Here is a 25,573-nt window from a genome sequence, read left to right as displayed (position 1 = left end):
ACTGCCCAATCCGGGCAGGTAAAAAATGAACGAGTGCCGATGAAGCTACTTTTAACACTCTGCAACTGATTCATGAAACGGCGATAACGCCTGAATGGCCGCATTGTACGGGTTTGTGTGCGCGATGCCACGCACTTGGCCCCACGTTACACAGCATAGCCAATGTTCGGTTTCATAACGTTCAATTTGAGCATGCATTGTCTTTACTGACAAAGGCTTATGAGCTGTTTTTGCCAATCCAGGCTAGCTTGCCGACCGGCGTACGCGATTACGACCACGGCCCCGGCATAGAGTTGCAGAAACACCCCTTCATGCTTATCTGGCCCGATCCCATGTTCGGGGTAGCCCCAGAGCGTTTCGTCGACAATAATCACAGCTCTTGCAACGGGCAACATCGCCGTTTCCGCCCTCCCCTTCCGTAAGCCTGGATGCCATGCTGACCTGGTTACAACGCAACACCCTGACATTCCCACCGCTGGCCAAGGCCATGCGCGAACCCAATGGCCTGCTCGCCGCCGGTGGCGACCTTTCGGCAGACCGCTTGATCCAGGCCTATCGCCATGGCTGCTTTCCCTGGTTCTCGGAAGGCCAGCCTATTCTCTGGTGGTCGCCCGACCCGCGCACCGTGCTGTTCCCCGACGAACTGCATGTTTCCCGCAGCCTCGGCAAGCTGTTGCGCCAGCAGCGCTACACCGTGACCTTCGACCAGGACTTCGCCACCGTCATCCAGGCCTGTGCGGCGCCTCGCAGTTATGCCGAAGGCACCTGGATCACCGAAGCCATGCAGAGCGCCTACCTGCAACTGCACCAGCGCGGTTATGCGCACTCGGTGGAGGTCTGGGACGAGGGCGAACTGGTGGGCGGACTGTACGGCCTGGCGATGGGCCAGTTGTTTTTTGGCGAATCGATGTTCAGCCGCGCCGACAACGCCTCGAAATTCGGCTTCGCCACCCTGGTCAGGCAATTGCAGGCATGGGGCTTTGTGCTGATCGACTGCCAGATGCCCACCGACCACCTGCACAGCCTCGGCGCCCGCGCCATTCCCCGCAGCGCCTTTGCCGGTTACCTGCGCGACCATTTGGACCAAACCAGCTCTGCTCCGTGGGTTTCCTAGGCGACTTCCCCGCACCTGGCTTACACTTATTTCAAAGCTTATCCGAGGGTTGATCATGACCGAGCTGGCGCGTTTGAAGTTTTATGCCACTCAACCCCACTCTTGCAGCTATCTGCCCGATGAGCAGGCCACCACGCTGTTCCTCGACCCCAGCCAGCCGATGGACGTGCATGTGTATGCCGATTTGTCGGAGATGGGCTTCCGGCGCAGCGGCGACCACCTTTACCGGCCCCACTGCCAGAACTGCAACGCCTGCGTACCGGCGCGGATCCCGGTGACGCAGTTCCTGCCCGACCGCAATCAGAAACGCATTCTCAAGCGCAATGCCGACTTGACCGTCACCGCCGCCAAACCAGGCTTCAGTGAAGAATACTTCGACCTTTACCAACGCTACATCGAACAGCGCCACGCCGACGGCGACATGTTCCCGCCCAGCCGTGACCAGTTTTCCACGTTCCTGGTGCGCGACCTGCCCTTCTCGCGTTTCTACGAGTTTCGGCTCGACGGGCGGCTGGTCGCGGTCGCCGTCACCGACCTGCTGCCCAATGGCCTGTCGGCGGTCTACACCTTTTACGAGCCTCGTGAGGAGCGTCGCAGCCTGGGGCGCTTTGCGATCCTGTGGCAAATCGGCGAGGCCTTGCGCATGGAATTGGAGGCGGTGTACCTCGGATACTGGATCAAAAACTGCAAAAAGATGAACTACAAGACCCAATATCGGCCCATAGAACTGCTAATTAACCAAAGATGGGTCACCTTGAACTAGAACCTCTTGGCTTAAACACCCTTTTTCGGGCACAATGCACGCCGCTTTTGCCTGGCGCAGTTGCACCGGGCCATTCACTGGATACCGAGGGCTTTACTGCATGTCGAAAGAAGACAGCTTCGAAATGGAAGGCACTGTCGTCGACACCCTGCCCAACACCATGTTTCGTGTGGAGTTGGAAAATGGGCACGTCGTAACCGCGCATATCTCCGGCAAGATGCGCAAGAACTACATTCGTATTCTTACCGGTGACAAAGTGCGCGTCGAACTGACGCCCTATGACTTGAGCAAAGGGCGCATCACTTACCGCGCCCGTTAATCAAGTCAATACAAGACGCCCGGTTATGCCGGGCGTTTTTGTGTGCGCGCCATTTAACAGTCGCCACATGACCCTGTGGAAGCTGGCTTGCCTGCGATAGCGGTCTGTCAGTTACTGCATGCTTGACTGGCCCACTGCCATCGCAGGCAAGCCAGCTCCTACAGTTGATCTTCACCGGTCGATAGGTTTCGACCCACCCATTTATCCAGATAGCAAAAAGGCGCCTCTCGGCGCCTTTTGCTTTGTTGCAGTCAGCTATCAGGCCATTTCAGCCGTGGTTTCGAAATCGAAGGTCAGCTCGCCGTCCTTCAGATCGATATGCACCACGCCACCATGGTCTGCCAGTTCGCCGAACAGGATCTCTTCCGCCAGTGGGCGCTTGATCTTGTCCTGGATCAGGCGAGCCATTGGCCGAGCGCCCATTGCCGCGTCGTAGCCACCTTCCGCCAGCCAGTTGCGCGCCGCATCCGTAACCTCCAGCTGCACGCGCTTGTCTTCCAACTGCGCCTGAAGCTCGGTGAGGAACTTGTCCACCACGCTTTTGATGACCTCATGGCTGAGGCGACCAAACTGGATAATGGTGTCCAGGCGGTTGCGGAATTCCGGCGTGAAGCTCTTCTTGATCACTTCCATGGCGTCGGAAGAGTGATCCTGATGAGTAAAGCCAATGGAAGCCCGCGCGGCCGTTTCGGCACCGGCGTTGGTGGTCATGATCACGATCACGTTGCGGAAGTCCGCTTTGCGCCCGTTGTTGTCGGTCAGGGTACCGTGGTCCATCACCTGCAACAGCAGGTTGAAGACTTCCGGGTGCGCCTTCTCGATTTCATCGAGCAACAGCACGCAATGTGGCTGCTTGGTAATCGCCTCGGTCAACAGGCCACCCTGGTCGAAGCCGACATAGCCCGGAGGCGCACCGATCAGGCGCGACACGGTGTGACGCTCCATGTACTCGGACATGTCGAAACGCACCAGCTCGATGCCCATGGCCTTCGCCAGTTGCCGCGCGGCTTCGGTCTTGCCGACACCGGTAGGGCCGGCGAACAGGAACGAACCGACCGGCTTGTCCGGCGACTTGAGGCCCGCACGGGACAACTTGATCGCGGTGGACAGCGAGTCGATGGCCGCATCCTGACCAAACACGGTCAGCTTGAGGTCGCGCTCCAGGTTACGCAGCAGCTCCCTGTCGGAAGTGTTGACGTGTTTTGGCGGAATCCGCGCAATCTTCGCCACGATGTCCTCGACCTGTGGCACGTCGATGCGCTTCACACGCTTCTCGACCGGTTGCAGGCGCTGGTAGGCACCCGCTTCGTCGATTACGTCGATGGCCTTGTCCGGCATGTGCCGGTCATTGATGTAGCGCGACGCCAGCTCGGCGGCTGCGCGCAGCGCTTCATCGGTGTACTCGATACCGTGGTGCGCTTCGAAACGCCCCTTGAGCCCGCGCAGGATGCCGATGGTGTCTTCAACCGAAGGCTCGGACACGTCGACTTTCTGGAAGCGGCGCGCCAGGGCACGGTCTTTTTCGAAGATCCCGCGGAACTCCTGGAACGTGGTCGAACCGATGCAACGGATATCACCCGAAGACAGCAGCGGCTTGAGCAGGTTCGAAGCATCCATCACGCCACCGGAAGCAGCACCGGCACCGATAATGGTGTGGATTTCGTCAATGAACAGGATTGCCTGCGGGCGTTTTTTCAGCTCGCCGAGCAACGCCTTGAAGCGCTTCTCGAAGTCGCCACGGTACTTGGTCCCGGCGAGCAACGCACCCAGGTCAAGGGAGTAGACGACGCTGTTGGCCAGCAGGTCTGGCACCTGATTATCAACGATGCGTTTGGCCAGGCCTTCGGCAATCGCGGTTTTACCCACGCCTGCCTCACCGACCAACAGCGGGTTGTTTTTGCGACGACGCGCCAGGATCTGCGCCACGCGCTCAACTTCCAGCTCACGCCCTACCAGCGGATCGATCCGCCCCTGGCGCGCCAGTTCGTTGAGGTTGCTGGCATAAGCATCCAGCGGGTTGCTCGAAGAAGAAGACTCACCGCCCTCGTCATCCTGCATATCCTGCTCACCTTCTGAGTGATCGCCATGCCCTGGCACTTTGGAAATGCCATGGGCGATGTAGTTGACGACATCAATACGGGCAACGCTTTGCTGCTTGAGCAGGAACACAGCCTGGCTTTCCTGCTCGCTGAAGATCGCCACGAGCACGTTGGCCCCTGTGACTTCGCGCTTGCCGGAGCTCTGTACGTGGAAAACGGCACGCTGCAGTACCCGCTGGAAGCCCAGGGTTGGCTGGGTCTCGCGGTCCTCGTCATGAACGGGGATCAACGGCGTGGTGGAGTCGATAAACTCCTGCAGGTCATGCTTGAGTTTGTCGAGATTGGCACCACACGCACGCAGTACGGTGGCGGCAGCTTCGTTATCCAAAAGTGCCAGCAGCAGGTGCTCGACGGTCATGAATTCATGACGCTTCGAACGGGCCTCCTTGAAGGCAAGATTGAGGGTGACTTCGAGCTCGCGGTTTAACATAGCTTCACCTCATACCCAAGTGGTCGGAGTTAACCGTCCTTCTCGATTTCACAGAGTAGCGGATGCTGGCTTTCCCTGGCGTACTGGTTGACCTGCATGGCCTTTGTCTCGGCGATGTCGCGGGTAAACACTCCACATACTGCCCGTCCTTCTGTGTGAACGGCCAGCATTACCTTGGTCGCCAACTCGCGGTTCAGGTTAAAAAACACCTCGAGCACTTCGACGACGAAATCCATCGGTGTGTAGTCATCATTGAACAAAACCACCTTGTACATCGGCGGCGCCTGTAAAGCAGGCTTGGCCTCCTGAACAGCAATGCCTGCAGAACCGTCGTCGTCCTCTTGATGATCCGGGCGATCCTGATTGAATGTTAGTCGAATCTGGCTGATTGCATGCATGGAAAGAAAGGTTCGTCAGTGGTTCAAATACAGTGGTGGGGGCGGCCTGTCAGATTTTCAACTCTGACCGACTGGTCGCCTTGACTATCGGCAAATCAGTGTTACAACCAATAGAACCCACAGTGGGTAAAAAAGGTCCGCGCAGTCAACCTTATTTATTCGGGTTAGGACGGATAAACTGGATGATACTCCAGTGATGGAGTCTGGTGCAGAGGGATATGGGCATGGCAAGCGGTAAGGTCAAGTGGTTCAACAATGCCAAGGGTTACGGCTTCGTGGTTGAAGACGGCAAGGAAGAAGACCTTTTTGCGCATTACTCGGCTATCCAGATGGATGGCTACAAGACACTGAAAGCAGGGCAAGCGGTTTCCTTCGAGATCATTCAGGGACCCAAAGGCCTGCATGCAGTGAATATCGGTGCTCCCGTCAGCGCCAGCACACCTAAAGAAGACGTCGCTCAAAAACCAAAAAAACAGCCGGCCCGATCAGCCGCTGAGCAAACGCTCTAAAAAAAACCGGCCTCAGGGCCGGTTTTTTTGTGCCCGCGTATCAGCCTACATGTGCGAAATCAGCGCATCCCCGAACGCCGACGAAGACAGCAGCTTCGCGCCGTCCATCAGGCGATGGAAGTCATAGGTCACGGTCTTGGCAGAAATCGCACCATTGGTGCCCTTGATGATCAGGTCGGCCGCTTCGGTCCAGCCCATGTGACGCAACATCATTTCCGCTGACAGGATCAGCGAACCCGGGTTGACCTGGTCCTTGCCGGCATACTTCGGCGCGGTACCGTGGGTGGCTTCGAACATTGCCACGGTGTCGGACAGGTTGGCGCCCGGTGCGATACCGATACCGCCCACTTCCGCCGCCAGGGCGTCAGACAGGTAGTCACCATTAAGGTTAAGGGTGGCGATCACGTCATATTCGGCCGGACGCAGCAGGATCTGCTGGAGCATGGCGTCCGCAATCGCGTCCTTGACCACCACGTTCTTGCCGGTACGCGGGTTCTTGAATTGCATCCACGGCCCGCCGTCCAGCAGGGTCGCGCCGAATTCTTCGGCCGCCACTTCATAGGCCCATTCCTTGAAGGCACCTTCGGTGAACTTCATGATGTTGCCTTTGTGCACGATGGTCAGCGAGTCGCGGTCGTTATCCACGACATACTGCAAGGCCTTGCGTGCCAGGCGCTTGGTGCCTTCCAGGGACACCGGCTTGACGCCGATCCCGCAGTTCTGGTCGAAACGAATCTTGGTGACGCCCATCTCTTCCTTCAGGAACTTGATGACCTTGATCGCTTCCGGGGAGCCCGCCTTCCACTCGATGCCGGCGTAGATGTCCTCGGAGTTCTCCCGGAAGATGGTCATGTCCACATCGCCAGGCTTCTTGACCGGGCTTGGCACGCCTTCAAACCAGCGCACCGGGCGCAGGCACACATAAAGGTCGAGTTGTTGGCGCAGGGCCACGTTCAGCGAACGGATGCCGCCACCGACAGGGGTGGTCAGCGGGCCCTTGATGGACACCACGTAATCCTTGACCGCATCCAGGGTTTCCTGGGGCAGCCAGGTGTCCTGGTCGTAAACCTGAGTGGCCTTTTCGCCGGCATAAACCTCCATCCAGGAGATTTTGCGCTTGCCGCCATAAGCCTTGTTAACAGCTGCATCGACCACCTTGATCATCACCGGGCTGATGTCGACGCCAATACCGTCACCTTCAATGAAGGGGATGATCGGGTTGTCAGGAACATTGAGAGAATGGTCTGCATTGACGGTGATTTTGTCGCCGACTGCCGGAACCTGAATCTTCTTGTATCCCATGCTGAACTCCATCTATGGATTGAACATCTGGCTGCGTTCGAGCCTACTCCAGATAAATGAGGACTGAAACCTCAGGCCCTGCACATTTGCGTCGAAAACAGCACATTTAGCGGCCTACAAGCTTGAAAGCAAAGGGAAAAGCGCCAATCTTGAGCACATCATGCGACTTTCGGCGTAACCCGCTGCCTGCGACCTTTAGACCAATGGACGACACACCTTTTGTATGAAGGCTCGGCGTAAGCATAGCGACCTATGTATAATGCCGCCGCTGACCAAAGAGTCACGACGGCCGACCGCTCTAGACAGACGCCCTCCGCCAGAAAAGCCGAGCTACTACAGTAGTTCACCCGCTTGACGCTCGACTGATGCAACCCAACATCACCGCGAAGAAACTTCGACATTTCGCTCATGGATGACTTTGAACGAACGCGCTTTACCCGGCGCATCTCGAGTTTCTGCGCATGCTTTCAGCAAAGAAGAGAGTTAATCCGAATATGCCCACCCGCTCGAAGATCATCTACACCTTCACCGACGAAGCCCCAGCCCTCGCCACCTATTCACTGCTGCCTATCGTAGAGGCCTTCACCGCTTCCGCTGATATTGCCGTGGAAACCCGCGACATTTCCCTGGCCGCGCGCATCCTCGCAAGCTTCCCCGAGCAACTGGGCCCCAAGGCTATCCCGGACCACCTCGCCGAACTGGGCGACCTGGCCGTTACGCCTGAAGCCAACATCATCAAGCTGCCGAACATCAGTGCCTCGACCCCTCAGCTGCAAGCTGCGATCAAGGAACTGCAGGCCCAGGGCTACGCCCTGCCGGACTACCCGGAAACCGTAACCACCGACGCGGAAAAAGAAACCCGTGCACGTTACGACAAGGTCAAGGGCAGCGCCGTGAACCCGGTACTGCGCGAAGGCAACTCCGACCGCCGCGCACCGCTGTCGGTCAAGAACTACGCACGCAAGCACCCGCACAAGATGGGCGCCTGGGCTGCGGACTCCAAGTCCCACGTGGCCCACATGAGCAATGGCGACTTCTACGGCAGCGAGAAAGCCGTACAGATCGAAACCGCTGATGCCGTGAAAATCGAACTGATCGCCAAGGACGGTACCGCTACCGTCCTGAAAGAAAAAACCAGCGTACAAGCTGGCGAGATCATCGACAGCGCCGTACTGAGCAAGAAAGCCCTGCGCAGCTTCATCGCCGCTGAAATCGAAGACGCCAAGAAACAAGGCGTACTGCTGTCGGTTCACCTGAAAGCCACCATGATGAAGGTCTCCGACCCGATCATGTTCGGCCAGATCGTTGCCGAGTTCTATAAAGACGCACTGGCCAAGCACGCTGTCGTGCTGGAACAGATCGGCTTCAACCTGAACAACGGCATCGGCGACCTGTACGCTCGCATCAAGGCGCTGCCGGCCGATCAGCAAGCGCAGATCGAAGCCGACATCCAGGCGGTGTACGCCGCTCGTCCGTCCCTGGCCATGGTCAACTCGGACAAAGGCATCACCAACCTGCACGTACCGAGCGACGTCATCGTCGACGCATCGATGCCTGCGATGATCCGTGACTCCGGCAAAATGTGGGGCACCGACGGCCAGTTGCACGACACCAAGGCCGTGATCCCGGATCGCTGCTACGCCACCATCTACCAGGCAGTGATCGAAGACTGCAAGGCCAATGGCGCCTTCGACCCAACCACCATGGGCAGCGTGCCAAACGTTGGCCTGATGGCGAAGAAAGCCGAAGAGTACGGCTCCCACGACAAGACCTTCCAGATCAAGGCTGACGGCGTAGTCCGCGTCACCGACAGCAAGGGCAACCTGCTGATGGAACAGGCTGTTGAAGCCGGCGACATCTTCCGCATGTGCCAGACCAAAGACGCGCCGATCCAGGACTGGGTCAAACTGGCCGTCAACCGCGCCCGCGCCAGCAACACCCCGGCCATCTTCTGGCTGGACCCACAGCGCGCTCACGACGGCGTCGTGGTCGAGAAAGTTCAGGCTTACCTGAAAGACCACAACACCGAAGGCCTGGACATCCGCATCATGTCGCCAGTCGACGCGATGAAGTTCACCCTGGAGCGCACCCGCAAGGGCCTGGACACCATCTCGGTGACCGGCAACGTACTGCGCGACTACCTGACCGACCTGTTCCCGATCATGGAGCTGGGCACCAGCGCCAAGATGCTGTCGATCGTGCCGCTGATGAACGGTGGCGGCCTGTTCGAAACCGGCGCCGGCGGTTCGGCTCCGAAGCACGTGCAGCAACTGGTTGAAGAGAACTTCCTGCGCTGGGATTCCCTGGGCGAGTTCCTGGCCCTGGCAGCCTCCCTCGAGCATTTGGGTGTGACTTACAACAACCCGAAAGCCCTGGTGCTGTCCAAGACCCTGGACCAGGCCACCGGCCAGTTCCTCGACAACAACAAGTCGCCATCGCGCAAAGTCGGCAACATCGACAACCGCGGCAGCCACTTCTACCTGGCGCTGTACTGGGCTCAAGCCCTGGCTGCCCAGACCGAAGACACTGCACTGCAAGCGCAGTTTGGCGAACTGGCCAAAACCCTGACCGCGAACGAGGCGACCATCGTTGCCGAACTCAACGCCGTCCAGGGCAAGCCAGTGGACATCGGCGGCTACTACGCGCCGAACCCGGAGCTGACCAGCAAAGCCATGCGCCCAAGCAACACCCTCAACGCGGCAATTGCTGCGCTGGTTTGATGCTTTACGGTGCCGCCGCATGAGGATCGCTAGCTAATCCTTGTGCGACAGGAAAATCCGGAATTCGAAAGGATTCCGGATTTTTTTTGCCTGCTTTTCAGGAACGGGCGCAGTCCTTGCTTTGTCTTCTTATTGTTCCACCCCTCGAAAAACAATAAATAAGGACGTTCCCATGCCAAGAAACCTCCTACAGGTACTGACCTGCTCCTCGGCACTGGCCTTGCTGACGGCCTGCGCAGGCACTTCAAGCCCCTACCCGCACGCTCAGGAACCGATCGGCGACGTACAAACCATGTACGACGGCAAGCTCAGCGAACAAGCCGCCGTCAGCACCTTCCGCAATATCGATCGACTGTTCCCGGTACGCACCATCAAGGCCGGTGGTCACCCGTTTCCACTGCCACGCAGCAGCCAGCCGCTGGGCCCGGTGGCATTCGACTATGAAGGCAAACGCTATAGCCTTGACGATTACGTCACCCTCAACCGGGTAACAGGCCTGCTGGTGATCAAGAACGGCCAGGTCGTTACTGAACGCTACGAAAAGGGCAACACGCCAGACACCCGATGGATGTCGATGTCAGTGGCCAAGTCGATTACCTCGACCCTCGTGGGCGCCGCACTGCAGGACGGCTCGATCAAAAGCCTTGATGACAAAGTCACCCACTACTTGCCCGCACTCGCCGGCAGCGGTTACGACCAGGCCACCGTTCGCCAGGTGCTGGCGATGCGCTCCGGGGTCAAATGGAGTGAGAAATACGCTGACCCGACGTCAGACCGGCGCATGATGCTCAAGCTGCAAACCGAACAAGTGCCCGGTTCCGCCCTCAAGTTCATGGCTAGCCTGCCCAGCGCCGCGCCGCCCGGCACCCGCACCAACTACAGCACCGGAGAGACACAAGTGCTGGGCCAACTGGTGAGCGCCGCCGTGGGCAAGCCACTGGCGAACTACCTGAGCGAGAAAATCTGGGCGCCGTACGGCATGCAAACCGACGCCAACTGGTGGCTCGACGGCCCCAATGGCAACGAGGTGGGCGGCAGCGGCATCAGCGCAACGCTCGAAGATTACGGACGCTTCGGGCAATTCGTACTCAGTGGCGGCAAAGCCGGCGACAAACAGGTGCTACCCAAAGGCTGGATGAGCTTCGCCAGCGCCACCACCGGCACCGACCCGGCGTACGGCGACTTCGCCTCCATGTGGTGGCCCGCCTGGACCGCCGCCTCCAAGGCAGACAAAGCCTTCACGGCTGCCGGGATTTTCGGCCAGTTTGTCTACATCAATCCCACGCAAAACGTGGTGATCGTCGTATGGCAAGCGCAAACCAAGGCCACCGGCGGCGAAGTGATTGACGACATGGTCGCCTTCGACGCCATTACCAAAGCCGCTAAGTAACCGGCAGGGGCGCCCTCGGCGGGCGCCCCTGTATGATGCCCCTCTGTTATCAGCTCTGCGAGACGCCCCATGACCTGGCTACCCCACATCACCGTCGCCACCATCGTCGAAGACAACGGCCGCTTCCTGATGGTCGAAGAACTCAAGGGCGGCCGCGCCGTGCTCAACCAGCCCGCCGGGCACCTCGACCCGAACGAAACCCTGACCGAGGCCGCCGTGCGCGAAACCCTCGAAGAAACCGGCTGGGACGTCGAAGCCACCGGGATCGTCGGGATTTACCTGTACACCGCCCCCAGCAACGGCGTGACGTATCAGCGGGTGTGCTTCACCGCCAAGGCCCTGAAACACCACCCGGACTATCAATTGGACGACGGCATCGTGCGCGCCCGCTGGCTGACCCGCGACGAATTGATGGCCCTGCGCGAGGACTGGCGCAGCGAGCTGATTATCCGCTGCATCGACGATTATCTGGCCGGCCAACGCCACAGCCTCGAATTGATCCGCCCTTCTCTTTAGCCTTGCAGACGCGAGCCTGCTAGAATCGCGTCCTTTTTAAAGACACCCGTTGAAATCCTATGCGTGATCCAGCCCCTTCTGACACACAAAAGAAGCGCGTCATCGTCGGCATGTCCGGCGGCGTGGATTCTTCCGTTTCCGCCGTTCTGCTCATGGAGCAGGGTTATGAGGTGGAAGGCCTGTTCATGAAGAACTGGGAAGAAGACGATGGAACGGAATATTGCACCGCCATGGACGACCTGGCGGATGCCCAGGCCGTCTGTGACAAAATCGGCATCAAGCTGCACACCGCCAACTTCGCCGCCGAGTACTGGGACAACGTGTTCGAGCACTTCCTGGCCGAATACAAGGCCGGTCGCACGCCGAACCCGGACATCCTGTGTAACCGCGAGATCAAGTTCAAGGCGTTCCTCGACTACGCAATGATCCTCGGTGCCGACCTGATTGCCACTGGCCACTACGTGCGCCGTCGCGATATCGATGGCCGTACCGAATTGCTCAAGGGCCTGGACGCCAACAAGGACCAGAGCTATTTCCTGCACGCCGTTGGCGGCGAACAGATCGCCAAGACCCTGTTCCCGGTGGGCGAGCTGGAAAAACCCGAAGTGCGCGCGATTGCCGAGAAACACGGCCTGGCCACCGCCAAGAAGAAGGATTCCACCGGGATCTGCTTTATCGGCGAGCGCCGTTTCAGCGACTTCCTCAAGCAATACCTGCCGGCGCAACCGGGTGAGATCAAGACCACCGAAGGCGAAATCATCGGCCGTCACCACGGCTTGATGTACCACACCATCGGCCAGCGTCAGGGCCTGGGCATCGGCGGCTTGAAAGACGCCGGCGAAGAGCCGTGGTACGTGCTGGTCAAGGACCTGGAGCACAACGAGTTGATCGTCGGCCAGGGCAATGACCACCCATGGTTGTTCTCCCGCGCCCTGCTCGCCTCGGACATCTACTGGGTCAACCCGGTCGACCTGAGCAGCCCGCGCCGCCTCACGGCCAAAGTGCGCTATCGCCAGAGCGACCAGCCCTGCACCCTGGAAAAAACCGCCACCGGCTATCGCGCCACCTTCGACGACCCGCAGCGCGCCGTAACGCCCGGCCAATCGGTAGTGTTCTATGACGGAGAGATTTGCCTGGGGGGCGGCGTGATCGAAGTTGCCGAACCCTGGAGCAGCCAGGCATGAGCCCTACCCAGGAGCAACTGACGGCACTGGGCGGCGTGTTTCTCGCCGCGGTGCTGGTGGACAAGATCGCCAAGACCGGCCAGGTCACCGAAGCCGGCCTGACCTGCATGCTCGGCAGCCTGCTGATCCGCGACCCCAAGGACACCCTGGAAGTCTACGGCGGCGACGACCTGGCCCTGCGTGAAGGTTATCGCGCGCTGGTCGGCGCCCTGGAGCGCGACCCAAGCACCTTGCAGCGCGAGCCACTGCGCTACGCCCTGTCGATGCTCGGCCTGGAGCGTCAATTGGCCAAGCGCGACGATTTGCTGGAAACCATCGGCAAGCGCCTGCCGCAGATCCAGTCCCAGGTCGAGCATTTCGGCCCGGCCCACGAAAACGTGATCGCGGCCTGTGGCGCCCTGTACCAGGACACCCTGAGCACTTTGCGCCAGCGGATCCAGGTGCACGGCGACATGCGCAACCTGCAACAACCGAACAACGCCTCGAAAATCCGCGCCTTGCTCCTGGCCGGTATTCGTTCGGCGCGGTTGTGGCGCCAGTTGGGCGGTCATCGCTGGCAGCTGGTGATCAGCCGTCGCAAATTGCTTAAAGAGCTTTACCCGTTGATGCGCAACGAATAAGTCGCCGCAACCGATTTTTTTATAGCCTCACGCGTAATACGCCGGTCAGTTGGCAACGGACCGGCGGATTTTTTCATGTATGATACGCGCCCCATTTCGTTGCCCGACTGTCCGAGAACACCCCATGCAGCTTTCTTCGCTCACTGCGGTTTCCCCTGTTGACGGCCGCTACGCCGGCAAAACCCAGGCCCTGCGCCCTATTTTCAGCGAATACGGCCTGATCCGTGCTCGTGTTCTGGTTGAAGTGCGCTGGCTCCAGCGCTTGGCCGCTCACCCCGCCATCAGCGAAGTGCCGGCGTTCTCCGCCGAAGCCAACGCTGTGCTGAATACCCTGGCGGAAAACTTCTCTCTGGAGCACGCCGAGCGTGTCAAAGAGATCGAGCGCACCACCAACCACGACGTAAAAGCCATCGAATACCTGCTCAAAGAGCAAGCGGCCAAGCTGCCGGAACTGGCCAAGGTCAGCGAGTTCATCCACTTTGCCTGCACCAGCGAGGACATCAACAACCTGTCCCACGCCCTGATGCTGCGCGAAGGCCGTGATGACGTGATGCTGCCACTGATGCGCCAGACCGCCGACGCCATCCGCGAACTGGCGATCCGTTTCGCCGACGTGCCGATGCTGTCGCGCACCCACGGCCAGCCGGCTTCGCCGACCACCCTGGGTAAAGAACTGGCCAACGTGGTGTACCGCCTGGAGCGTCAGATCGCTCAAGTCGCGGCCGTACCGCTGCTGGGCAAGATCAACGGCGCCGTAGGCAACTACAACGCTCACCTGTCGGCCTACCCGGAAATCGACTGGGAAGAAAACGCCCGCGCCTTCATCGAAGACGAGCTGGGCCTGGGCTTCAACCCCTACACCACGCAGATCGAACCGCACGACTACATCGCCGAGCTGTTCGACGCGATTGCGCGCTTCAACACCATCCTGATCGACTTCGATCGCGATATCTGGGGCTACATCTCCCTGGGCTACTTCAAGCAGCGCACCATTGCCGGTGAAATCGGTTCGTCGACCATGCCGCACAAGGTCAACCCGATCGACTTCGAAAACTCCGAAGGCAACCTCGGCATCGCCAACGCCCTGTTCCAGCACCTGGCGAGCAAGTTGCCGATCTCCCGCTGGCAGCGCGACCTGACCGACTCCACCGTACTGCGCAACCTCGGTGTGGGCTTCGCTCATAGCGTGATCGCGTACGAAGCCAGCCTCAAAGGCATCAGCAAACTGGAGCTCAACGCGCAGAAAATTGCCGCTGACCTGGACGCTTGCTGGGAAGTCCTGGCCGAGCCGATCCAGACCGTGATGCGCCGCTACAACATTGAAAACCCGTACGAGAAGCTCAAAGAGCTGACCCGCGGCAAGGGCATCACCTCCGAAGCCCTGCAAACGTTCATCGACGGCCTGGACATGCCAGCCGCCGCCAAGGCTGAGCTGAAACAGCTCACCCCGGCTAACTACATCGGCAACGCTGTGGCCCAAGCCAAACGCATCTGATAGCTGCTTGACCCTTTGAGACGCCCGGCAGCGCCGGGCGTTTTTATTCCCGTCTGAAAAGTGCTTTTTTTCAATAGGTTACACATGAATCCTGACATTCCTCTTCAACTTCTGGGCGGCATCACGGCACGCGAGTTCCTGCGCGACTACTGGCAGAAAAAACCGTTGCTGATCCGCCAGGCCATTCCTGATTTCGAAAGCCCGATCGACGCCGACGAGCTGGCCGGCCTGGCGCTGGAAGAAGAAGTCGAGTCGCGCCTGATCATTGAACACGGCGAACGCCCGTGGGAGTTGCGTCGCGGCCCGTTCGCCGAAGATGCCTTTAGCACCCTGCCCGAGCGCGAGTGGACCCTGCTGGTGCAGGCCGTCGACCAGTTCGTGCCGGAAGTGGCCGAACTGCTGGAAAACTTCCGTTTCCTGCCAAGCTGGCGCATCGACGACGTGATGATCAGCTACGCCGCCCCCGGTGGCAGCGTCGGTCCGCACTTCGACAACTACGACGTGTTCCTGCTGCAGGGTTCCGGCAAGCGCAACTGGAAGATCGGCCAGATGTGCAACTCCGAAAGCCCGCTGCTGCAACACGCGGACCTGCGCATCCTCGCCGAATTCGAAGAGACCGCCGAATGGGTGCTGGAACCGGGCGACATGCTCTACCTGCCGCCACGCCTGGCCCACTGCGGTGTCGCCGTCGATGACTGCATGACCTACTCCGTAGGCTTCCGCGCCCCGAGCGCGGCTGAAGTGCTGACCCACTTCACCGACTTCCTCAGCCAGTACCTGACGGACGAAGAGCGCTACACCGACGCCGATGCCCAGCCGGTCAGCGACCCGCACCAGATCCAGGGCGACGCCCTCGACCGCCTGAAGAGCCTGCTGGCCGAGCACATGAGCGACGAGCGCATGCTGCTGACCTGGTTCGGCCAGTTCATGACCGAGCCGCGCTACCCGGAACTGGTCGCCGGCCCGGAAGTGGAAGAAGAAGACCTGCTGGGCAGCCTGGAAAACGGCGCCGTGCTGATCCGCAACCCGAGCGCCCGCCTGGCCTGGTCCGAAGTGGACGACGACCTGCTGCTGTTCGCCAGCGGCCAGAGCCGCCTGTTGCCGGGCAAGCTGCGGGAACTGCTGAAGCTGGTGTGCGCCGCCGACGCCCTGCACATCGACAACCTCGGCCCATGGCTGGCGGATGAAGATGGCTGCGCCCTGCTGTGGGAACTGGTCAAGCAAGGGAGCCTGGGGTTTGCCGATGAATAAGATTCACGTAAGTGTCGCGGACTGGCAAAAGGATATCGCCGAGATACGGCGCATTCGTGAAGCGGTATTTATCGCTGAACAATCGGTTCCACCGGAGCTGGAATGGGATGCAGATGACGCAGGGGCTGTGCATTTCCTCGCGTTCGAAGGCGATTTTCCCATCGGCACCGCCCGCCTGTTGCCCACCGGCGAGATCGGGCGCGTGTCGGTCCTCAAGGACTGGCGCGGCCTGAAGGTGGGCGACAAGCTGATGGAAGCGGTGATCGGCGTGGCCGAGAAACGCGGCCAGACCCGGCAGATCCTCAGTGCACAAGTCCATGCAGCGCCGTTTTACGAGCGCCTGGGCTTCAAGATTGTCAGCGATGAGTTCCTGGAAGTCGGGATTCCTCACGTTGATATGGTGCGCGAGGGCTGACTTTAGACCGAGTCGCTCCCATCGCAGGCAAGCCAGCTCCCACAGGAGAATGCATTCCAAATGTGGGAGCTGGCTTGCCTGCGATAGCGGTATCAGCAACACCCCAAAAGGCCCTGCCATCCACCGATGCCAGGGCCTTTTGCCGTCCAGGATTCAACTTGCGGGCTACAAAGCCGACAAACTGGCACTATCTAGCCTAAATGACTCGCAGAGATAACGGACATGTCCCTACGCACCCTGCTCACCACTGTGCTCCTGGCCACCAGCTTCTCGGTGATGGCCGCCACCGAAGTCGTGCCCCTGAGCAACCGTACCAGCGCCGACCTGCTGCCCGTGGCACAGAACTTCATCGGCAAGGACGGCACCGTCAGCGCCTACGGCAACCAACTGATCGTGAATGCCGAGCCGGACAAGATCCAGGGCCTGCGCGCCCTGCTCTCGCAACTGGACACGCCGTCCAAACGCCTGCTGATCACGGTCGACACCAACGAGAACAACCAGCAAAGCAACGGCAACAATCAAACCCAGGTGATCACCTACAGCACTGAAAGCCGCGACGGCGGGATCCAGCAGATCCAGGCCAGCGAAGGTGTGCCCGCGCTGATCCAGGTCGGCCAGAGCGTGCCGCTCACCACCACCCAGCCCGATGCCTACGGTCGCCCGCAAAACCAGACCCAGTATCGCAACGTGACGCAGGGCTTCTACGTCACCGCCAGCGTCACCGGAGAGACCGTGCACCTGAGCATCAGTACCAATCGTGACCGCATGAGCCAGGAACGTCCCGATGTAGTGAACGTGCAAAGTACCGACACAACCGTCAGCGGACGCCTGGGCGAGTGGATCACCCTGGCCGGAATCAACCGCCAGACTCAGGCCGACAAAAGCACTACAACCCGCAGCTACTCTACTCAGGGGCGTGATGACCTGACCTTGCGGGTCAAAGTCGACACCCTGAACTGAAGCACCAAAAACTGACTGGCGAGTCGTATTAGACTAAAGATGTAGTGCTTTAAAAAAAGCACTACAAAACATTTGACGATCCAAAAAAGCATGGGCATGATGGCCTCGCTCCCGCTAATCAGGGGCCCTGGCAAGGGCCTTCGGATCGTCGCTCAAAGCCACCCACCTGAGCCGATTCGTGTCTGTACCGCCCACAAGGTGTGTTTGACGAGGTTGCGACTGGAACGAAGTTGTCCCGAGGGACGGAAGCTAACCAGGTAACCCGGCAACACACTGATGGATCGTACAAAGGCCCACGACGCCCGAAGACCGTTCGCAGTTCGCCCTTACCTGCTCAACTCCCCCTTGAGCCAATCGTTCATCCCGTCGCCTTCCCCGCCGAGCCTGACTTGACCGCCTAAGCTTCTGGTCAGCGAGCAGCCATAACCACGCACCGATACGTGGCTGGCAAATGGAATTTTCCACCTAGACCTATGCGACGAGGTTTTTCCCCATGGCACTGACACGCGAACAGCAAATTGCAGCCCTTGAAAAAGACTGGGCTGAAAACCCACGCTGGAAAGGCGTGACCCGCGCTTATTCCGCTGCTGACGTCGTCCGCCTGCGTGGCTCGGTTCAACCTGAGCACACTTTTGCAAAACTCGGCGCCGAGAAGCTGTGGAAGCTGGTCACCCAGGGTGCCAAGCCGTCCTTCCGTCCCGAAAAAGATTTCGTCAACTGCATGGGCGCCCTTACTGGCGGCCAAGCGGTTCAGCAGGTAAAAGCCGGTATCCAGGCGATCTACCTGTCCGGCTGGCAAGTGGCAGCGGACAACAACTCCGCTGAATCCATGTACCCCGACCAATCGCTGTACCCGGTGGACTCCGTACCAACCGTGGTCAAGCGCATCAACAACTCGTTCCGCCGCGCTGACCAGATCCAGTGGAAAGCCGGTAAAGGCCCGGGCGACGAAGGCTACATCGACTACTTCGCACCGATCGTTGCAGACGCTGAAGCCGGTTTCGGCGGCGTACTGAACGCCTACGAGCTGATGAAGAGCATGATCGAGGCAGGCGCTGCCGGCGTTCACTTCGAAGACCAACTGGCTTCGGTGAAGAAATGCGGCCACATGGGCGGCAAGGTTCTGGTGCCTACCCAGGAAGCTGTTCAAAAGTTGACTGCTGCTCGTCTGGCGGCTGACGTGGCCGGGACTCCGACCATCATCCTGGCCCGTACCGACGCCAACGCGGCTGACTTGCTGACCTCGGATTGCGACCCGTACGACCAGCCGTTCGTGACGGGCGAACGTACTCAGGAAGGCTTCTACAAAGTGCGCGCCGGTCTCGACCAGGCGATCGCTCGCGGCCTGGCCTACGCGCCGTACGCCGACCTGATCTGGTGCGAAACCGCCAAGCCGGACCTGGACGAAGCTCGCCGCTTTGCTGAAGCAATCAAGAAGGAATACCCGGACCAACTGCTGTCCTACAACTGCTCGCCTTCCTTCAACTGGAAGAAGAACCTGGACGACGCGACCATCGCCAAGTTCCAGCGCGAACTGTCTGCCATGGGCTACAAGCACCAGTTCATCACGCTGGCCGGCATTCACAACATGTGGCACAGCATGTTCAACCTGGCGCACGACTACGCCCGCAACGACATGACTGCCTACGTGAAGCTGCAGGAGCAGGAGTTCGCTGACGCGGCCAAGGGTTACACCTTTGTGGCGCACCAGCAGGAAGTGGGCACTGGCTACTTCGACGACATGACCACCGTGATCCAGGGCGGTACCTCGTCTGTGACTGCACTGACTGGGTCGACTGAAGAAGAGCAGTTCCACTGAGTCACTGAGTACACGGCCATTGCGGCCCCAAGGAAGACCTAACCGCAATGCCGCACGATCTGACGCCCCGACTGGTTCGGGGCGTTTTTTTTGCGCCGTTTTTAACGTGCAGGTGGATTGTGTACATATCCGTTTTTGCGGTTAAGGCTGCTATTGGTTCCGCTCTTACAGCGGGTCACTTTTGAAAGGAGCCCAAAAGTAACCAAAAGGCTCTTGCCCCACCACTCGGCACCTCGCTCAGGCTCGGTGTGCCCTCCGGCACTACTCCGCGGGCCGCCGCGACGGGGCGTCCCTGCCCCGTCGCGGCTAAACCGGCGTCCTGCCGGTTTACCCGCTCCGTACTACCTGCGTTCGGCCAGCGTGGTTTAACGGGGCGCCTAAGATCAAGATCAAAAGCAGATCAAGAACACAGCGGCCTACAGGCCGGCTTGAGTGGTGTGGAGCAAAAGCAAAATCAAAATCTAAAGCGGGCGCGGTCCCCTGTAGGAGCTGGCTTGCCGGCGATGGTCGTTAACGATGACGTTGGCGTCCTGAATGAACGCGGCGTTCTCAGGTTTTTCGCCGGCAAGCCGGCTCCTACAGAAAAGCAGCTCTGCTTTGGCTTTTGCTCTGGCTTCTACCACTCAAGCCGGCCTGTAGGCCGCTGTGCTCTTGCTTTTGATTTTGATCTGACTGCCCCAATAAGCCCGAGGCCGAACGCAGGTGGTGCGGAGCGGGTAAACCGGCAGGACGCCGGTTTAGCCGCGCTGGGCCAAGGATGGCCCATCGCGGCGGCCCGCGGAGCAGCGCCGGAGTGAGGGAACACCGAGCCTTAGCGAGGTGCCGACAGGCGGGGCAGAGCCCTTTGCTTACTTTGGGGCTTTTCCAAAGTGAGCCGCTGTAAGAGCGGAACCATAAGCCGCCGTTACCGCAACAACGGATATGTACACCCACCCCCACCCCCAATTTTCGATCAAAACATTGATCCAGAGCGGTACCCCCACCTACAAAACCAGTTAAAAGATCCGCTTTACCAACTAGCATCCCCCACACAAGTAACAGCAACTTCCCCCGTTAAACCCCGAACAGCTGTTTAAAACCCACGCAAACAATATTCATTATCATTTAGAGCATGAAAACTTCTTTACAGCTTAAACAAAACATAATTGGTGAAATGCCCGCTAATGCCCGCCCCGCAAGGGCTACAGCCCCAAGAAGGTGCACTATGTCCTTATTCCATCGAATAATTTCGCTATAGGAATTTTACTTGCCCGGTGTTTAGCCATAAAATCACCGCGATTGATTGCGCTGCGACATATCGTCACTGCATCGTTACTTTTTCGAGCTCAGAGACCTTTGCTCTCTGTTAAGGATTTCCAGCATGACCGAAGCGACAGGACTCATGGCCCACAACTGGGGCTTTGCCATTTTCCTCCTCGGTGTTGTCGGCCTTTGCGCCTTCATGCTCGGTGTCTCCAGCCTCCTCGGGTCAAAAGCCTGGGGCCGCAGCAAAAACGAACCGTTCGAGTCCGGCATGCTACCTACAGGTGGCGCCCGCTTGCGGCTCTCAGCCAAATTCTATCTGGTCGCGATGCTCTTCGTGATCTTCGACATCGAAGCCCTTTTTCTCTTTGCCTGGTCTGTGTCCGTCCGCGAAAGCGGCTGGACCGGATTCGTCGAAGCCCTCGTTTTCATAGCAATTCTGTTGGCAGGCCTTGTCTACCTATTTCGAGTGGGCGCCCTTGATTGGGCTCCGGAAGCTCGTCGCAAGCGGCAAGCGAAGCTGAAACAATGAGGCTTTGGCGATGCAATACAATCTCACCAGGATCGACCCGGATGCTCCTAACGAGCAGTACCCCATCGGCGAACGGGAAACCGTTTCCGACCCGTTAGAAGACCAAGTCCACAAAAACATCTACATGGGCAAGCTGGAAGACGTGCTGAGTGGCGCGGTCAACTGGGGGCGTAAAAACTCCCTGTGGCCGTACAACTTCGGTCTGTCCTGCTGCTATGTGGAAATGACCACCGCCTTCACGGCGCCCCACGACATCGCGCGCTTTGGCGCCGAAGTTATCCGGGCCTCGCCGCGTCAGGCGGATTTCATGGTTATCGCCGGTACCTGCTTTATCAAGATGGCGCCGATCATTCAGCGTCTCTACGAGCAAATGCTCGAGCCAAAGTGGGTTATCTCCATGGGTTCGTGCGCCAACTCCGGTGGCATGTACGACATCTACTCCGTGGTTCAGGGGGTGGACAAGTTCCTGCCCGTGGACGTCTACGTGCCTGGCTGCCCGCCCCGCCCTGAAGCATTTCTGCAAGGCTTGATGCTGTTGCAGGAATCGATTGGCAAGGAGCGTCGCCCACTTTCCTGGGTTGTCGGAGATCAAGGCGTATACCGCGCCGAGATGCCGTCACAAAAGGAACAGCGCCGCGAACAGCGTATTCAGGTCACCAACCTGCGCAGCCCCGACGAAGTCTGATCCAGCACCGCTTCTTTTATAGAACGAAAACCTGGCTTCATTCTTTACGTTGACCGAAAGCGATAAAAAACCATGACTACAGGCAGTGCTCTGTACATCCCGCCTTATAAGGCAGACGACCAGGATGTGGTCGTCGAACTCAATAACCGTTTTGGCCCTGACGCCTTCACCGCCCAGGCCACACGCACCGGTATGCCGGTGCTGTGGGTGGCGCGTGCCAGGCTCGTCGAAGTCCTGAGCTTCCTGCGCAACCTGCCCAAGCCGTACGTCATGCTCTATGACCTGCATGGCGTGGACGAGCGCCTGCGCACCAAGCGCCAGGGACTGCCGAGCGGCGCCGACTTCACCGTGTTCTACCACCTGATGTCGCTGGAACGTAACAGCGACGTGATGATCAAGGTTGCCCTCTCCGAGAGCGACCTGAGCGTTCCGACCGTGACCGGTATCTGGCCTAACGCCAACTGGTACGAGCGTGAAGTATGGGACATGTTCGGCATCGACTTCCCGGGCCACCCGCACCTGTCGCGCATCATGATGCCGCCAACGTGGGAAGGTCACCCGCTGCGCAAGGACTTCCCTGCCCGCGCCACCGAATTCGATCCATTCAGCCTGACCCTCGCCAAGCAGCAGCTTGAAGAAGAGGCTGCACGCTTCCGTCCGGAAGACTGGGGCATGAAGCGCTCCGGCACCAACGAGGACTACATGTTCCTCAACCTGGGCCCGAACCACCCTTCGGCTCACGGTGCCTTCCGTATCATCCTGCAGCTGGACGGCGAAGAAATCGTCGACTGCGTACCGGACATCGGCTACCACCACCGTGGCGCCGAGAAGATGGCCGAGCGTCAGTCGTGGCACAGCTTCATCCCGTACACCGACCGTATCGACTACCTCGGCGGCGTGATGAACAACCTGCCGTACGTGCTCTCGGTCGAGAAGCTGGCGGGCATCAAGGTGCCGGACAAGGTCGACACCATCCGCATCATGATGGCCGAGTTCTTCCGGATCACCAGCCACCTGCTGTTCCTGGGTACCTATATCCAGGACGTCGGCGCCATGACCCCGGTGTTCTTCACCTTCACCGACCGTCAGCGCGCCTACAAGGTCATCGAAGCCATCACCGGTTTCCGCCTGCACCCGGCCTGGTACCGCATCGGCGGTGTGGCGCACGACCTGCCGCGTGGCTGGGAGCGCCTGGTCAAGGAATTCATCGACTGGATGCCCAAGCGTCTGGACGAGTACCAGAAAGCCGCCCTGGACAACAGCATCCTCAAGGGCCGGACCATCGGCGTCGCCCAGTACAACACCAAAGAGGCCCTGGAATGGGGCGTCACCGGTGCTGGCCTGCGTTCCACCGGTTGCGACTTCGACCTGCGCAAGGCGCGCCCGTACTCCGGCTACCAGAACTTCGAATTCGAAGTCCCGCTGGCGGCCAACGGCGACGCCTACGACCGCTGCATCGTGCGCGTCGAAGAAATGCGCCAGAGCCTGAAGATCATCGAACAGTGCATGCGCAACATGCCGGAAGGCCCGTACAAGGCGGATCACCCGCTGACCACGCCGCCGCCGAAAGAGCGCACGCTGCAACACATCGAAACCCTGATCACGCACTTCCTGCAAGTTTCGTGGGGCCCGGTCATGCCGGCCAACGAATCCTTCCAGATGATCGAAGCGACCAAGGGTATCAACAGTTATTACCTGACGAGCGATGGCGGCACCATGAGCTACCGCACCCGGATTCGTACTCCAAGCTTCCCGCACCTGCAGCAGATCCCTTCGGTGATCAAAGGTGAAATGGTCGCGGACTTGATTGCGTACCTGGGTAGTATCGATTTCGTTATGGCCGACGTGGACCGCTAAGCATGAACAGCACGCTTATCCAGACAGACCGTTTCACCTTGAGTGAAACCGAGCGCTCGGCCATCGAGCACGAGCTGCATCACTACGAAGACCCGCGCGCGGCGTCGATCGAAGCCTTGAAGATCGTCCAGAAGGAACGTGGCTGGGTGCCGGACGGCGCCCTCTACGCCATCGGCGAGATCCTGGGCATCCCTGCCAGCGACGTTGAAGGCGTGGCGACGTTCTACAGCCAGATCTTCCGCCAGCCGGTTGGCCGCCACATCATTCGCGTGTGCGACAGCATGGTCTGCTACATCGGTGGCCACGAGTCCGTGGTCAGCGAGATCCAGAGCAAGCTGGGCATCGGCCTGGGCCAAACCACTCCGGACGGCCGCTTCACGCTGCTGCCGGTGTGCTGCCTGGGCAACTGTGACAAGGCGCCGGCGTTGATGATCGACGACGACACATTCGGTGACGTGCAGCCTGCTGGCGTCACCCAATTGCTCGAGGGCTACCCATGACCCTGACTTCCTTCGGTCCTGCCAACCGCATCAAGCGGTCGGCCGAGACTCACCCGCTGACCTGGCGCCTGCGTGATGACGGCGAGCCTGTATGGCTCGACGAGTACCAGGCCAAGAACGGTTACGCAGCCGCGCGCAAAGCCTTTGCCGACATGGCCCAGGACGACATCGTCCAGACCGTGAAGGACGCCGGCCTCAAAGGCCGCGGCGGTGCAGGCTTCCCCACGGGCGTTAAGTGGGGCCTGATGCCGAAAGACGAATCCATCAACATCCGCTACCTGCTGTGCAACGCGGATGAAATGGAGCCGAACACCTGGAAAGACCGCATGCTGATGGAGCAACTGCCCCATCTGTTGATCGAAGGCATGCTGATCAGTGCCCGCGCGCTGAAAACCTACCGTGGCTATATCTTCCTGCGTGGCGAATACACCACCGCCGCCAAGCACCTGAACCGTGCCGTGGAAGAAGCCAAGGCCGCAGGCCTGTTGGGCAAGAACATCCTCGGTTCGGGTTTCGACTTCGAACTGTTCGTGCACACCGGCGCCGGGCGTTACATCTGCGGTGAAGAAACCGCACTGATCAACTCCCTCGAAGGCCGCCGCGCCAACCCGCGTTCCAAGCCGCCCTTCCCTGCCGCCGTGGGCGTGTGGGGCAAGCCGACGTGCGTGAACAACGTTGAAACCCTGTGCAACGTGCCGGCGATCATCGGCGACGGCGTGGAGTGGTACAAATCGTTGGCCCGCGAAGGCAGCGAGGATATGGGCACCAAGCTCATGGGCTTCTCCGGCAAGGTCAAGAACCCGGGCCTGTGGGAACTGCCATTCGGCGTGACCGCGCGCGAGCTGTTCGAGGACTACGCCGGCGGCATGCGCGACGGCTACACCCTCAAGGCCTGGCAGCCAGGCGGTGCCGGTACCGGCTTCCTGTTGCCCGAGCATCTGGACGCACAAATGTACGCCGGCGGCATCGGCAAGGTGGGCACCCGTATGGGTACCGGCCTGGCCATGGCCGTGGACAACACCGTGAACATGGTGTCGTTGCTGCGCAACATGGAGCAGTTCTTCTCCCGCGAATCCTGTGGTTTCTGCACCCCGTGCCGCGATGGTTTGCCATGGAGCGTGAAGCTCTTGATGGCCCTCGAGAAAGGCGAAGGTCAGCCAGGCGATATCGAGACCCTGCTGGGTCTGGTGGGTTTCCTCGGCCCTGGCAAGACTTTCTGTGCTCACGCACCGGGCGCCGTGGAGCCATTGGGCAGCGCGATCAAATACTTCCGCTCGGAGTTCGAAGCCGGCATTGCGCCCAAAAGCGCCGCCGTCCCGCCTCTGGCAAGGCCGATTGTAGTCGGCGCGTAACGCTTAAAAAGGCGAAGGGTCCGTGCCCTTCGCTTTCTCATGTGCTGACGCCTTCAAGGCTGTGTTGATGCACATGAATAACAAGATTCCATTAGCCACGC

Annotated in this window: 22 protein-coding genes; 19 read left to right on the top strand and 3 right to left on the bottom strand. The window is 59.7% G+C overall.

Annotated features, from left to right (window positions below):
* Positions 1-433: 433 nt before the first annotated feature.
* The 3 genes from aat (at position 434) to infA (ending at position 2,196) form a co-directional block, all read left to right on the top strand.
* Positions 434-1,114 (top strand): leucyl/phenylalanyl-tRNA--protein transferase, encoded by a 681-nt coding sequence (gene aat / locus P3C29_RS09840; RefSeq protein WP_275964415.1) that lies wholly within the window; start codon positions 434-436, stop codon positions 1,112-1,114.
* 55 nt (positions 1,115-1,169) lie between these two features.
* Positions 1,170-1,877, top strand: a complete 708-nt coding sequence (locus P3C29_RS09835; protein WP_275964414.1) for an arginyltransferase — start codon at positions 1,170-1,172, stop codon at positions 1,875-1,877.
* A 100-nt stretch (positions 1,878-1,977) separates the two neighbouring features.
* A complete protein-coding gene (gene infA, locus P3C29_RS09830; protein WP_002553999.1) occupies positions 1,978-2,196 on the top strand; it encodes a translation initiation factor IF-1 in 219 nt (72 codons plus the stop codon).
* A 258-nt stretch (positions 2,197-2,454) separates the two neighbouring features.
* Here infA and clpA read toward each other — a convergent pair whose 3' ends face one another.
* Complete coding sequence (gene clpA, locus P3C29_RS09825; RefSeq protein ID WP_010172706.1) at positions 2,455-4,725, bottom strand: ATP-dependent Clp protease ATP-binding subunit ClpA; 2,271 nt, start codon at positions 4,723-4,725, stop codon at positions 2,455-2,457.
* 29 nt (positions 4,726-4,754) lie between these two features.
* Positions 4,755-5,123 (bottom strand): ATP-dependent Clp protease adapter ClpS, encoded by a 369-nt coding sequence (clpS, locus tag P3C29_RS09820; RefSeq protein ID WP_003219604.1) that lies wholly within the window; start codon positions 5,121-5,123, stop codon positions 4,755-4,757.
* A gap of 218 nt (positions 5,124-5,341) precedes the next feature.
* Between clpS and cspD the strand changes: the two genes are divergently transcribed.
* Entirely contained in the window at positions 5,342-5,632 is a 291-nt protein-coding gene (gene cspD / locus P3C29_RS09815) for a cold shock domain-containing protein CspD (protein ID WP_274610279.1), read from the top strand.
* Positions 5,633-5,677: 45 nt separating this feature from the next.
* Here cspD and icd read toward each other — a convergent pair whose 3' ends face one another.
* Positions 5,678-6,934 (bottom strand): NADP-dependent isocitrate dehydrogenase, encoded by a 1,257-nt coding sequence (gene icd, locus P3C29_RS09810; RefSeq protein WP_010172708.1) that lies wholly within the window; start codon positions 6,932-6,934, stop codon positions 5,678-5,680.
* Between the two features lie 494 nt (positions 6,935-7,428).
* Here icd and P3C29_RS09805 point away from each other — a divergent pair, with 494 nt between their 5' ends.
* The 15 genes from P3C29_RS09805 to nuoF all read left to right on the top strand — a co-directional run bounded on the left by P3C29_RS09805 (position 7,429) and on the right by nuoF (position 25,472).
* Positions 7,429-9,654: an NADP-dependent isocitrate dehydrogenase gene (locus P3C29_RS09805; RefSeq protein WP_201124708.1), complete on the top strand. Its 2,226-nt coding sequence runs from the start codon at positions 7,429-7,431 to the stop codon at positions 9,652-9,654.
* A gap of 172 nt (positions 9,655-9,826) precedes the next feature.
* The gene (locus tag P3C29_RS09800) at positions 9,827-11,044 is read left to right on the top strand and encodes a serine hydrolase domain-containing protein (RefSeq protein ID WP_275964413.1); all 1,218 of its coding nucleotides are present in this window, start codon (positions 9,827-9,829) and stop codon (positions 11,042-11,044) included.
* A gap of 69 nt (positions 11,045-11,113) precedes the next feature.
* On the top strand, positions 11,114-11,560 hold the full coding sequence (locus P3C29_RS09795; RefSeq protein ID WP_169389031.1) for an NUDIX hydrolase: 447 nt from the start codon (positions 11,114-11,116) through the stop codon (positions 11,558-11,560).
* A 59-nt stretch (positions 11,561-11,619) separates the two neighbouring features.
* The gene (gene mnmA / locus P3C29_RS09790) at positions 11,620-12,744 is read left to right on the top strand and encodes a tRNA 2-thiouridine(34) synthase MnmA (protein WP_003219588.1); all 1,125 of its coding nucleotides are present in this window, start codon (positions 11,620-11,622) and stop codon (positions 12,742-12,744) included.
* Positions 12,741-13,364, top strand: a complete 624-nt coding sequence (hflD, locus tag P3C29_RS09785; RefSeq protein ID WP_010172715.1) for a high frequency lysogenization protein HflD — start codon at positions 12,741-12,743, stop codon at positions 13,362-13,364. The genes mnmA and hflD overlap by 4 nt, the downstream gene beginning before the upstream one ends.
* A gap of 124 nt (positions 13,365-13,488) precedes the next feature.
* A complete protein-coding gene (gene purB, locus P3C29_RS09780; RefSeq protein WP_010172717.1) occupies positions 13,489-14,859 on the top strand; it encodes an adenylosuccinate lyase in 1,371 nt (456 codons plus the stop codon).
* A gap of 84 nt (positions 14,860-14,943) precedes the next feature.
* Positions 14,944-16,110: a cupin domain-containing protein gene (locus P3C29_RS09775; protein ID WP_003219582.1), complete on the top strand. Its 1,167-nt coding sequence runs from the start codon at positions 14,944-14,946 to the stop codon at positions 16,108-16,110.
* Entirely contained in the window at positions 16,103-16,525 is a 423-nt protein-coding gene (locus tag P3C29_RS09770) for a GNAT family N-acetyltransferase (protein WP_010172719.1), read from the top strand. The genes P3C29_RS09775 and P3C29_RS09770 overlap by 8 nt, the downstream gene beginning before the upstream one ends.
* 222 nt (positions 16,526-16,747) lie before the next feature.
* Positions 16,748-17,485, top strand: coding sequence for a secretin N-terminal domain-containing protein (locus tag P3C29_RS09765; RefSeq protein ID WP_201124712.1), 738 nt, complete (start codon positions 16,748-16,750; stop codon positions 17,483-17,485).
* Between the two features lie 493 nt (positions 17,486-17,978).
* Positions 17,979-19,304 (top strand): isocitrate lyase, encoded by a 1,326-nt coding sequence (aceA, locus tag P3C29_RS09760; protein WP_003219577.1) that lies wholly within the window; start codon positions 17,979-17,981, stop codon positions 19,302-19,304.
* Positions 19,305-20,664: 1,360 nt separating this feature from the next.
* Complete coding sequence (locus P3C29_RS09755) at positions 20,665-21,078, top strand: NADH-quinone oxidoreductase subunit A (RefSeq protein WP_003219575.1); 414 nt, start codon at positions 20,665-20,667, stop codon at positions 21,076-21,078.
* A gap of 10 nt (positions 21,079-21,088) precedes the next feature.
* A complete protein-coding gene (locus P3C29_RS09750; protein WP_003219572.1) occupies positions 21,089-21,763 on the top strand; it encodes an NADH-quinone oxidoreductase subunit B in 675 nt (224 codons plus the stop codon).
* Between the two features lie 72 nt (positions 21,764-21,835).
* Complete coding sequence (gene nuoC / locus P3C29_RS09745; protein WP_003219570.1) at positions 21,836-23,620, top strand: NADH-quinone oxidoreductase subunit C/D; 1,785 nt, start codon at positions 21,836-21,838, stop codon at positions 23,618-23,620.
* A 2-nt stretch (positions 23,621-23,622) separates the two neighbouring features.
* The gene (gene nuoE, locus P3C29_RS09740) at positions 23,623-24,120 is read left to right on the top strand and encodes an NADH-quinone oxidoreductase subunit NuoE (RefSeq protein ID WP_003219568.1); all 498 of its coding nucleotides are present in this window, start codon (positions 23,623-23,625) and stop codon (positions 24,118-24,120) included.
* Positions 24,117-25,472 carry an NADH-quinone oxidoreductase subunit NuoF gene (gene nuoF / locus P3C29_RS09735; RefSeq protein ID WP_010172750.1) on the top strand — a complete coding sequence of 452 codons (1,356 nt, stop codon included), beginning with the start codon at positions 24,117-24,119 and terminating at the stop codon, positions 25,470-25,472. The genes nuoE and nuoF overlap by 4 nt, the downstream gene beginning before the upstream one ends.
* Positions 25,473-25,573: the final 101 nt, after the last annotated feature.

The organism is Pseudomonas sp. 1912-s (genome assembly GCF_029269205.1).
Taxonomy (GTDB): Bacteria; Pseudomonadota; Gammaproteobacteria; order Pseudomonadales; family Pseudomonadaceae; genus Aquipseudomonas.
This window is presented reverse-complemented; position numbering and strand designations above follow the sequence as displayed.

What these genes read in the sequence shown, in the direction of transcription:
- aat (WP_275964415.1), top strand. Translation starts at nt 434, where the DNA reads ATGCTGACCTGGTTACAACGCAACACCCTGACATTCCCACCGCTGGCC.
- nuoC (WP_003219570.1), top strand. Translation starts at nt 21,836, where the DNA reads ATGACTACAGGCAGTGCTCTGTACATCCCGCCTTATAAGGCAGACGAC.
- P3C29_RS09795 (WP_169389031.1), top strand. Translation starts at nt 11,114, where the DNA reads ATGACCTGGCTACCCCACATCACCGTCGCCACCATCGTCGAAGACAAC.
- purB (WP_010172717.1), top strand. Translation starts at nt 13,489, where the DNA reads ATGCAGCTTTCTTCGCTCACTGCGGTTTCCCCTGTTGACGGCCGCTAC.
- hflD (WP_010172715.1), top strand. Translation starts at nt 12,741, where the DNA reads ATGAGCCCTACCCAGGAGCAACTGACGGCACTGGGCGGCGTGTTTCTC.
- P3C29_RS09765 (WP_201124712.1), top strand. Translation starts at nt 16,748, where the DNA reads ATGTCCCTACGCACCCTGCTCACCACTGTGCTCCTGGCCACCAGCTTC.
- mnmA (WP_003219588.1), top strand. Translation starts at nt 11,620, where the DNA reads ATGCGTGATCCAGCCCCTTCTGACACACAAAAGAAGCGCGTCATCGTC.
- P3C29_RS09750 (WP_003219572.1), top strand. Translation starts at nt 21,089, where the DNA reads ATGCAATACAATCTCACCAGGATCGACCCGGATGCTCCTAACGAGCAG.
- P3C29_RS09800 (WP_275964413.1), top strand. Translation starts at nt 9,827, where the DNA reads ATGCCAAGAAACCTCCTACAGGTACTGACCTGCTCCTCGGCACTGGCC.
- P3C29_RS09770 (WP_010172719.1), top strand. Translation starts at nt 16,103, where the DNA reads ATGAATAAGATTCACGTAAGTGTCGCGGACTGGCAAAAGGATATCGCC.
- clpS (WP_003219604.1), bottom strand. Translation starts at nt 5,123, where the DNA reads ATGCATGCAATCAGCCAGATTCGACTAACATTCAATCAGGATCGCCCG.
- aceA (WP_003219577.1), top strand. Translation starts at nt 17,979, where the DNA reads ATGGCACTGACACGCGAACAGCAAATTGCAGCCCTTGAAAAAGACTGG.
- infA (WP_002553999.1), top strand. Translation starts at nt 1,978, where the DNA reads ATGTCGAAAGAAGACAGCTTCGAAATGGAAGGCACTGTCGTCGACACC.
- nuoE (WP_003219568.1), top strand. Translation starts at nt 23,623, where the DNA reads ATGAACAGCACGCTTATCCAGACAGACCGTTTCACCTTGAGTGAAACC.
- icd (WP_010172708.1), bottom strand. Translation starts at nt 6,934, where the DNA reads ATGGGATACAAGAAGATTCAGGTTCCGGCAGTCGGCGACAAAATCACC.
- P3C29_RS09775 (WP_003219582.1), top strand. Translation starts at nt 14,944, where the DNA reads ATGAATCCTGACATTCCTCTTCAACTTCTGGGCGGCATCACGGCACGC.
- clpA (WP_010172706.1), bottom strand. Translation starts at nt 4,725, where the DNA reads ATGTTAAACCGCGAGCTCGAAGTCACCCTCAATCTTGCCTTCAAGGAG.
- P3C29_RS09805 (WP_201124708.1), top strand. Translation starts at nt 7,429, where the DNA reads ATGCCCACCCGCTCGAAGATCATCTACACCTTCACCGACGAAGCCCCA.
- nuoF (WP_010172750.1), top strand. Translation starts at nt 24,117, where the DNA reads ATGACCCTGACTTCCTTCGGTCCTGCCAACCGCATCAAGCGGTCGGCC.
- cspD (WP_274610279.1), top strand. Translation starts at nt 5,342, where the DNA reads ATGGGCATGGCAAGCGGTAAGGTCAAGTGGTTCAACAATGCCAAGGGT.
- P3C29_RS09755 (WP_003219575.1), top strand. Translation starts at nt 20,665, where the DNA reads ATGACCGAAGCGACAGGACTCATGGCCCACAACTGGGGCTTTGCCATT.
- P3C29_RS09835 (WP_275964414.1), top strand. Translation starts at nt 1,170, where the DNA reads ATGACCGAGCTGGCGCGTTTGAAGTTTTATGCCACTCAACCCCACTCT.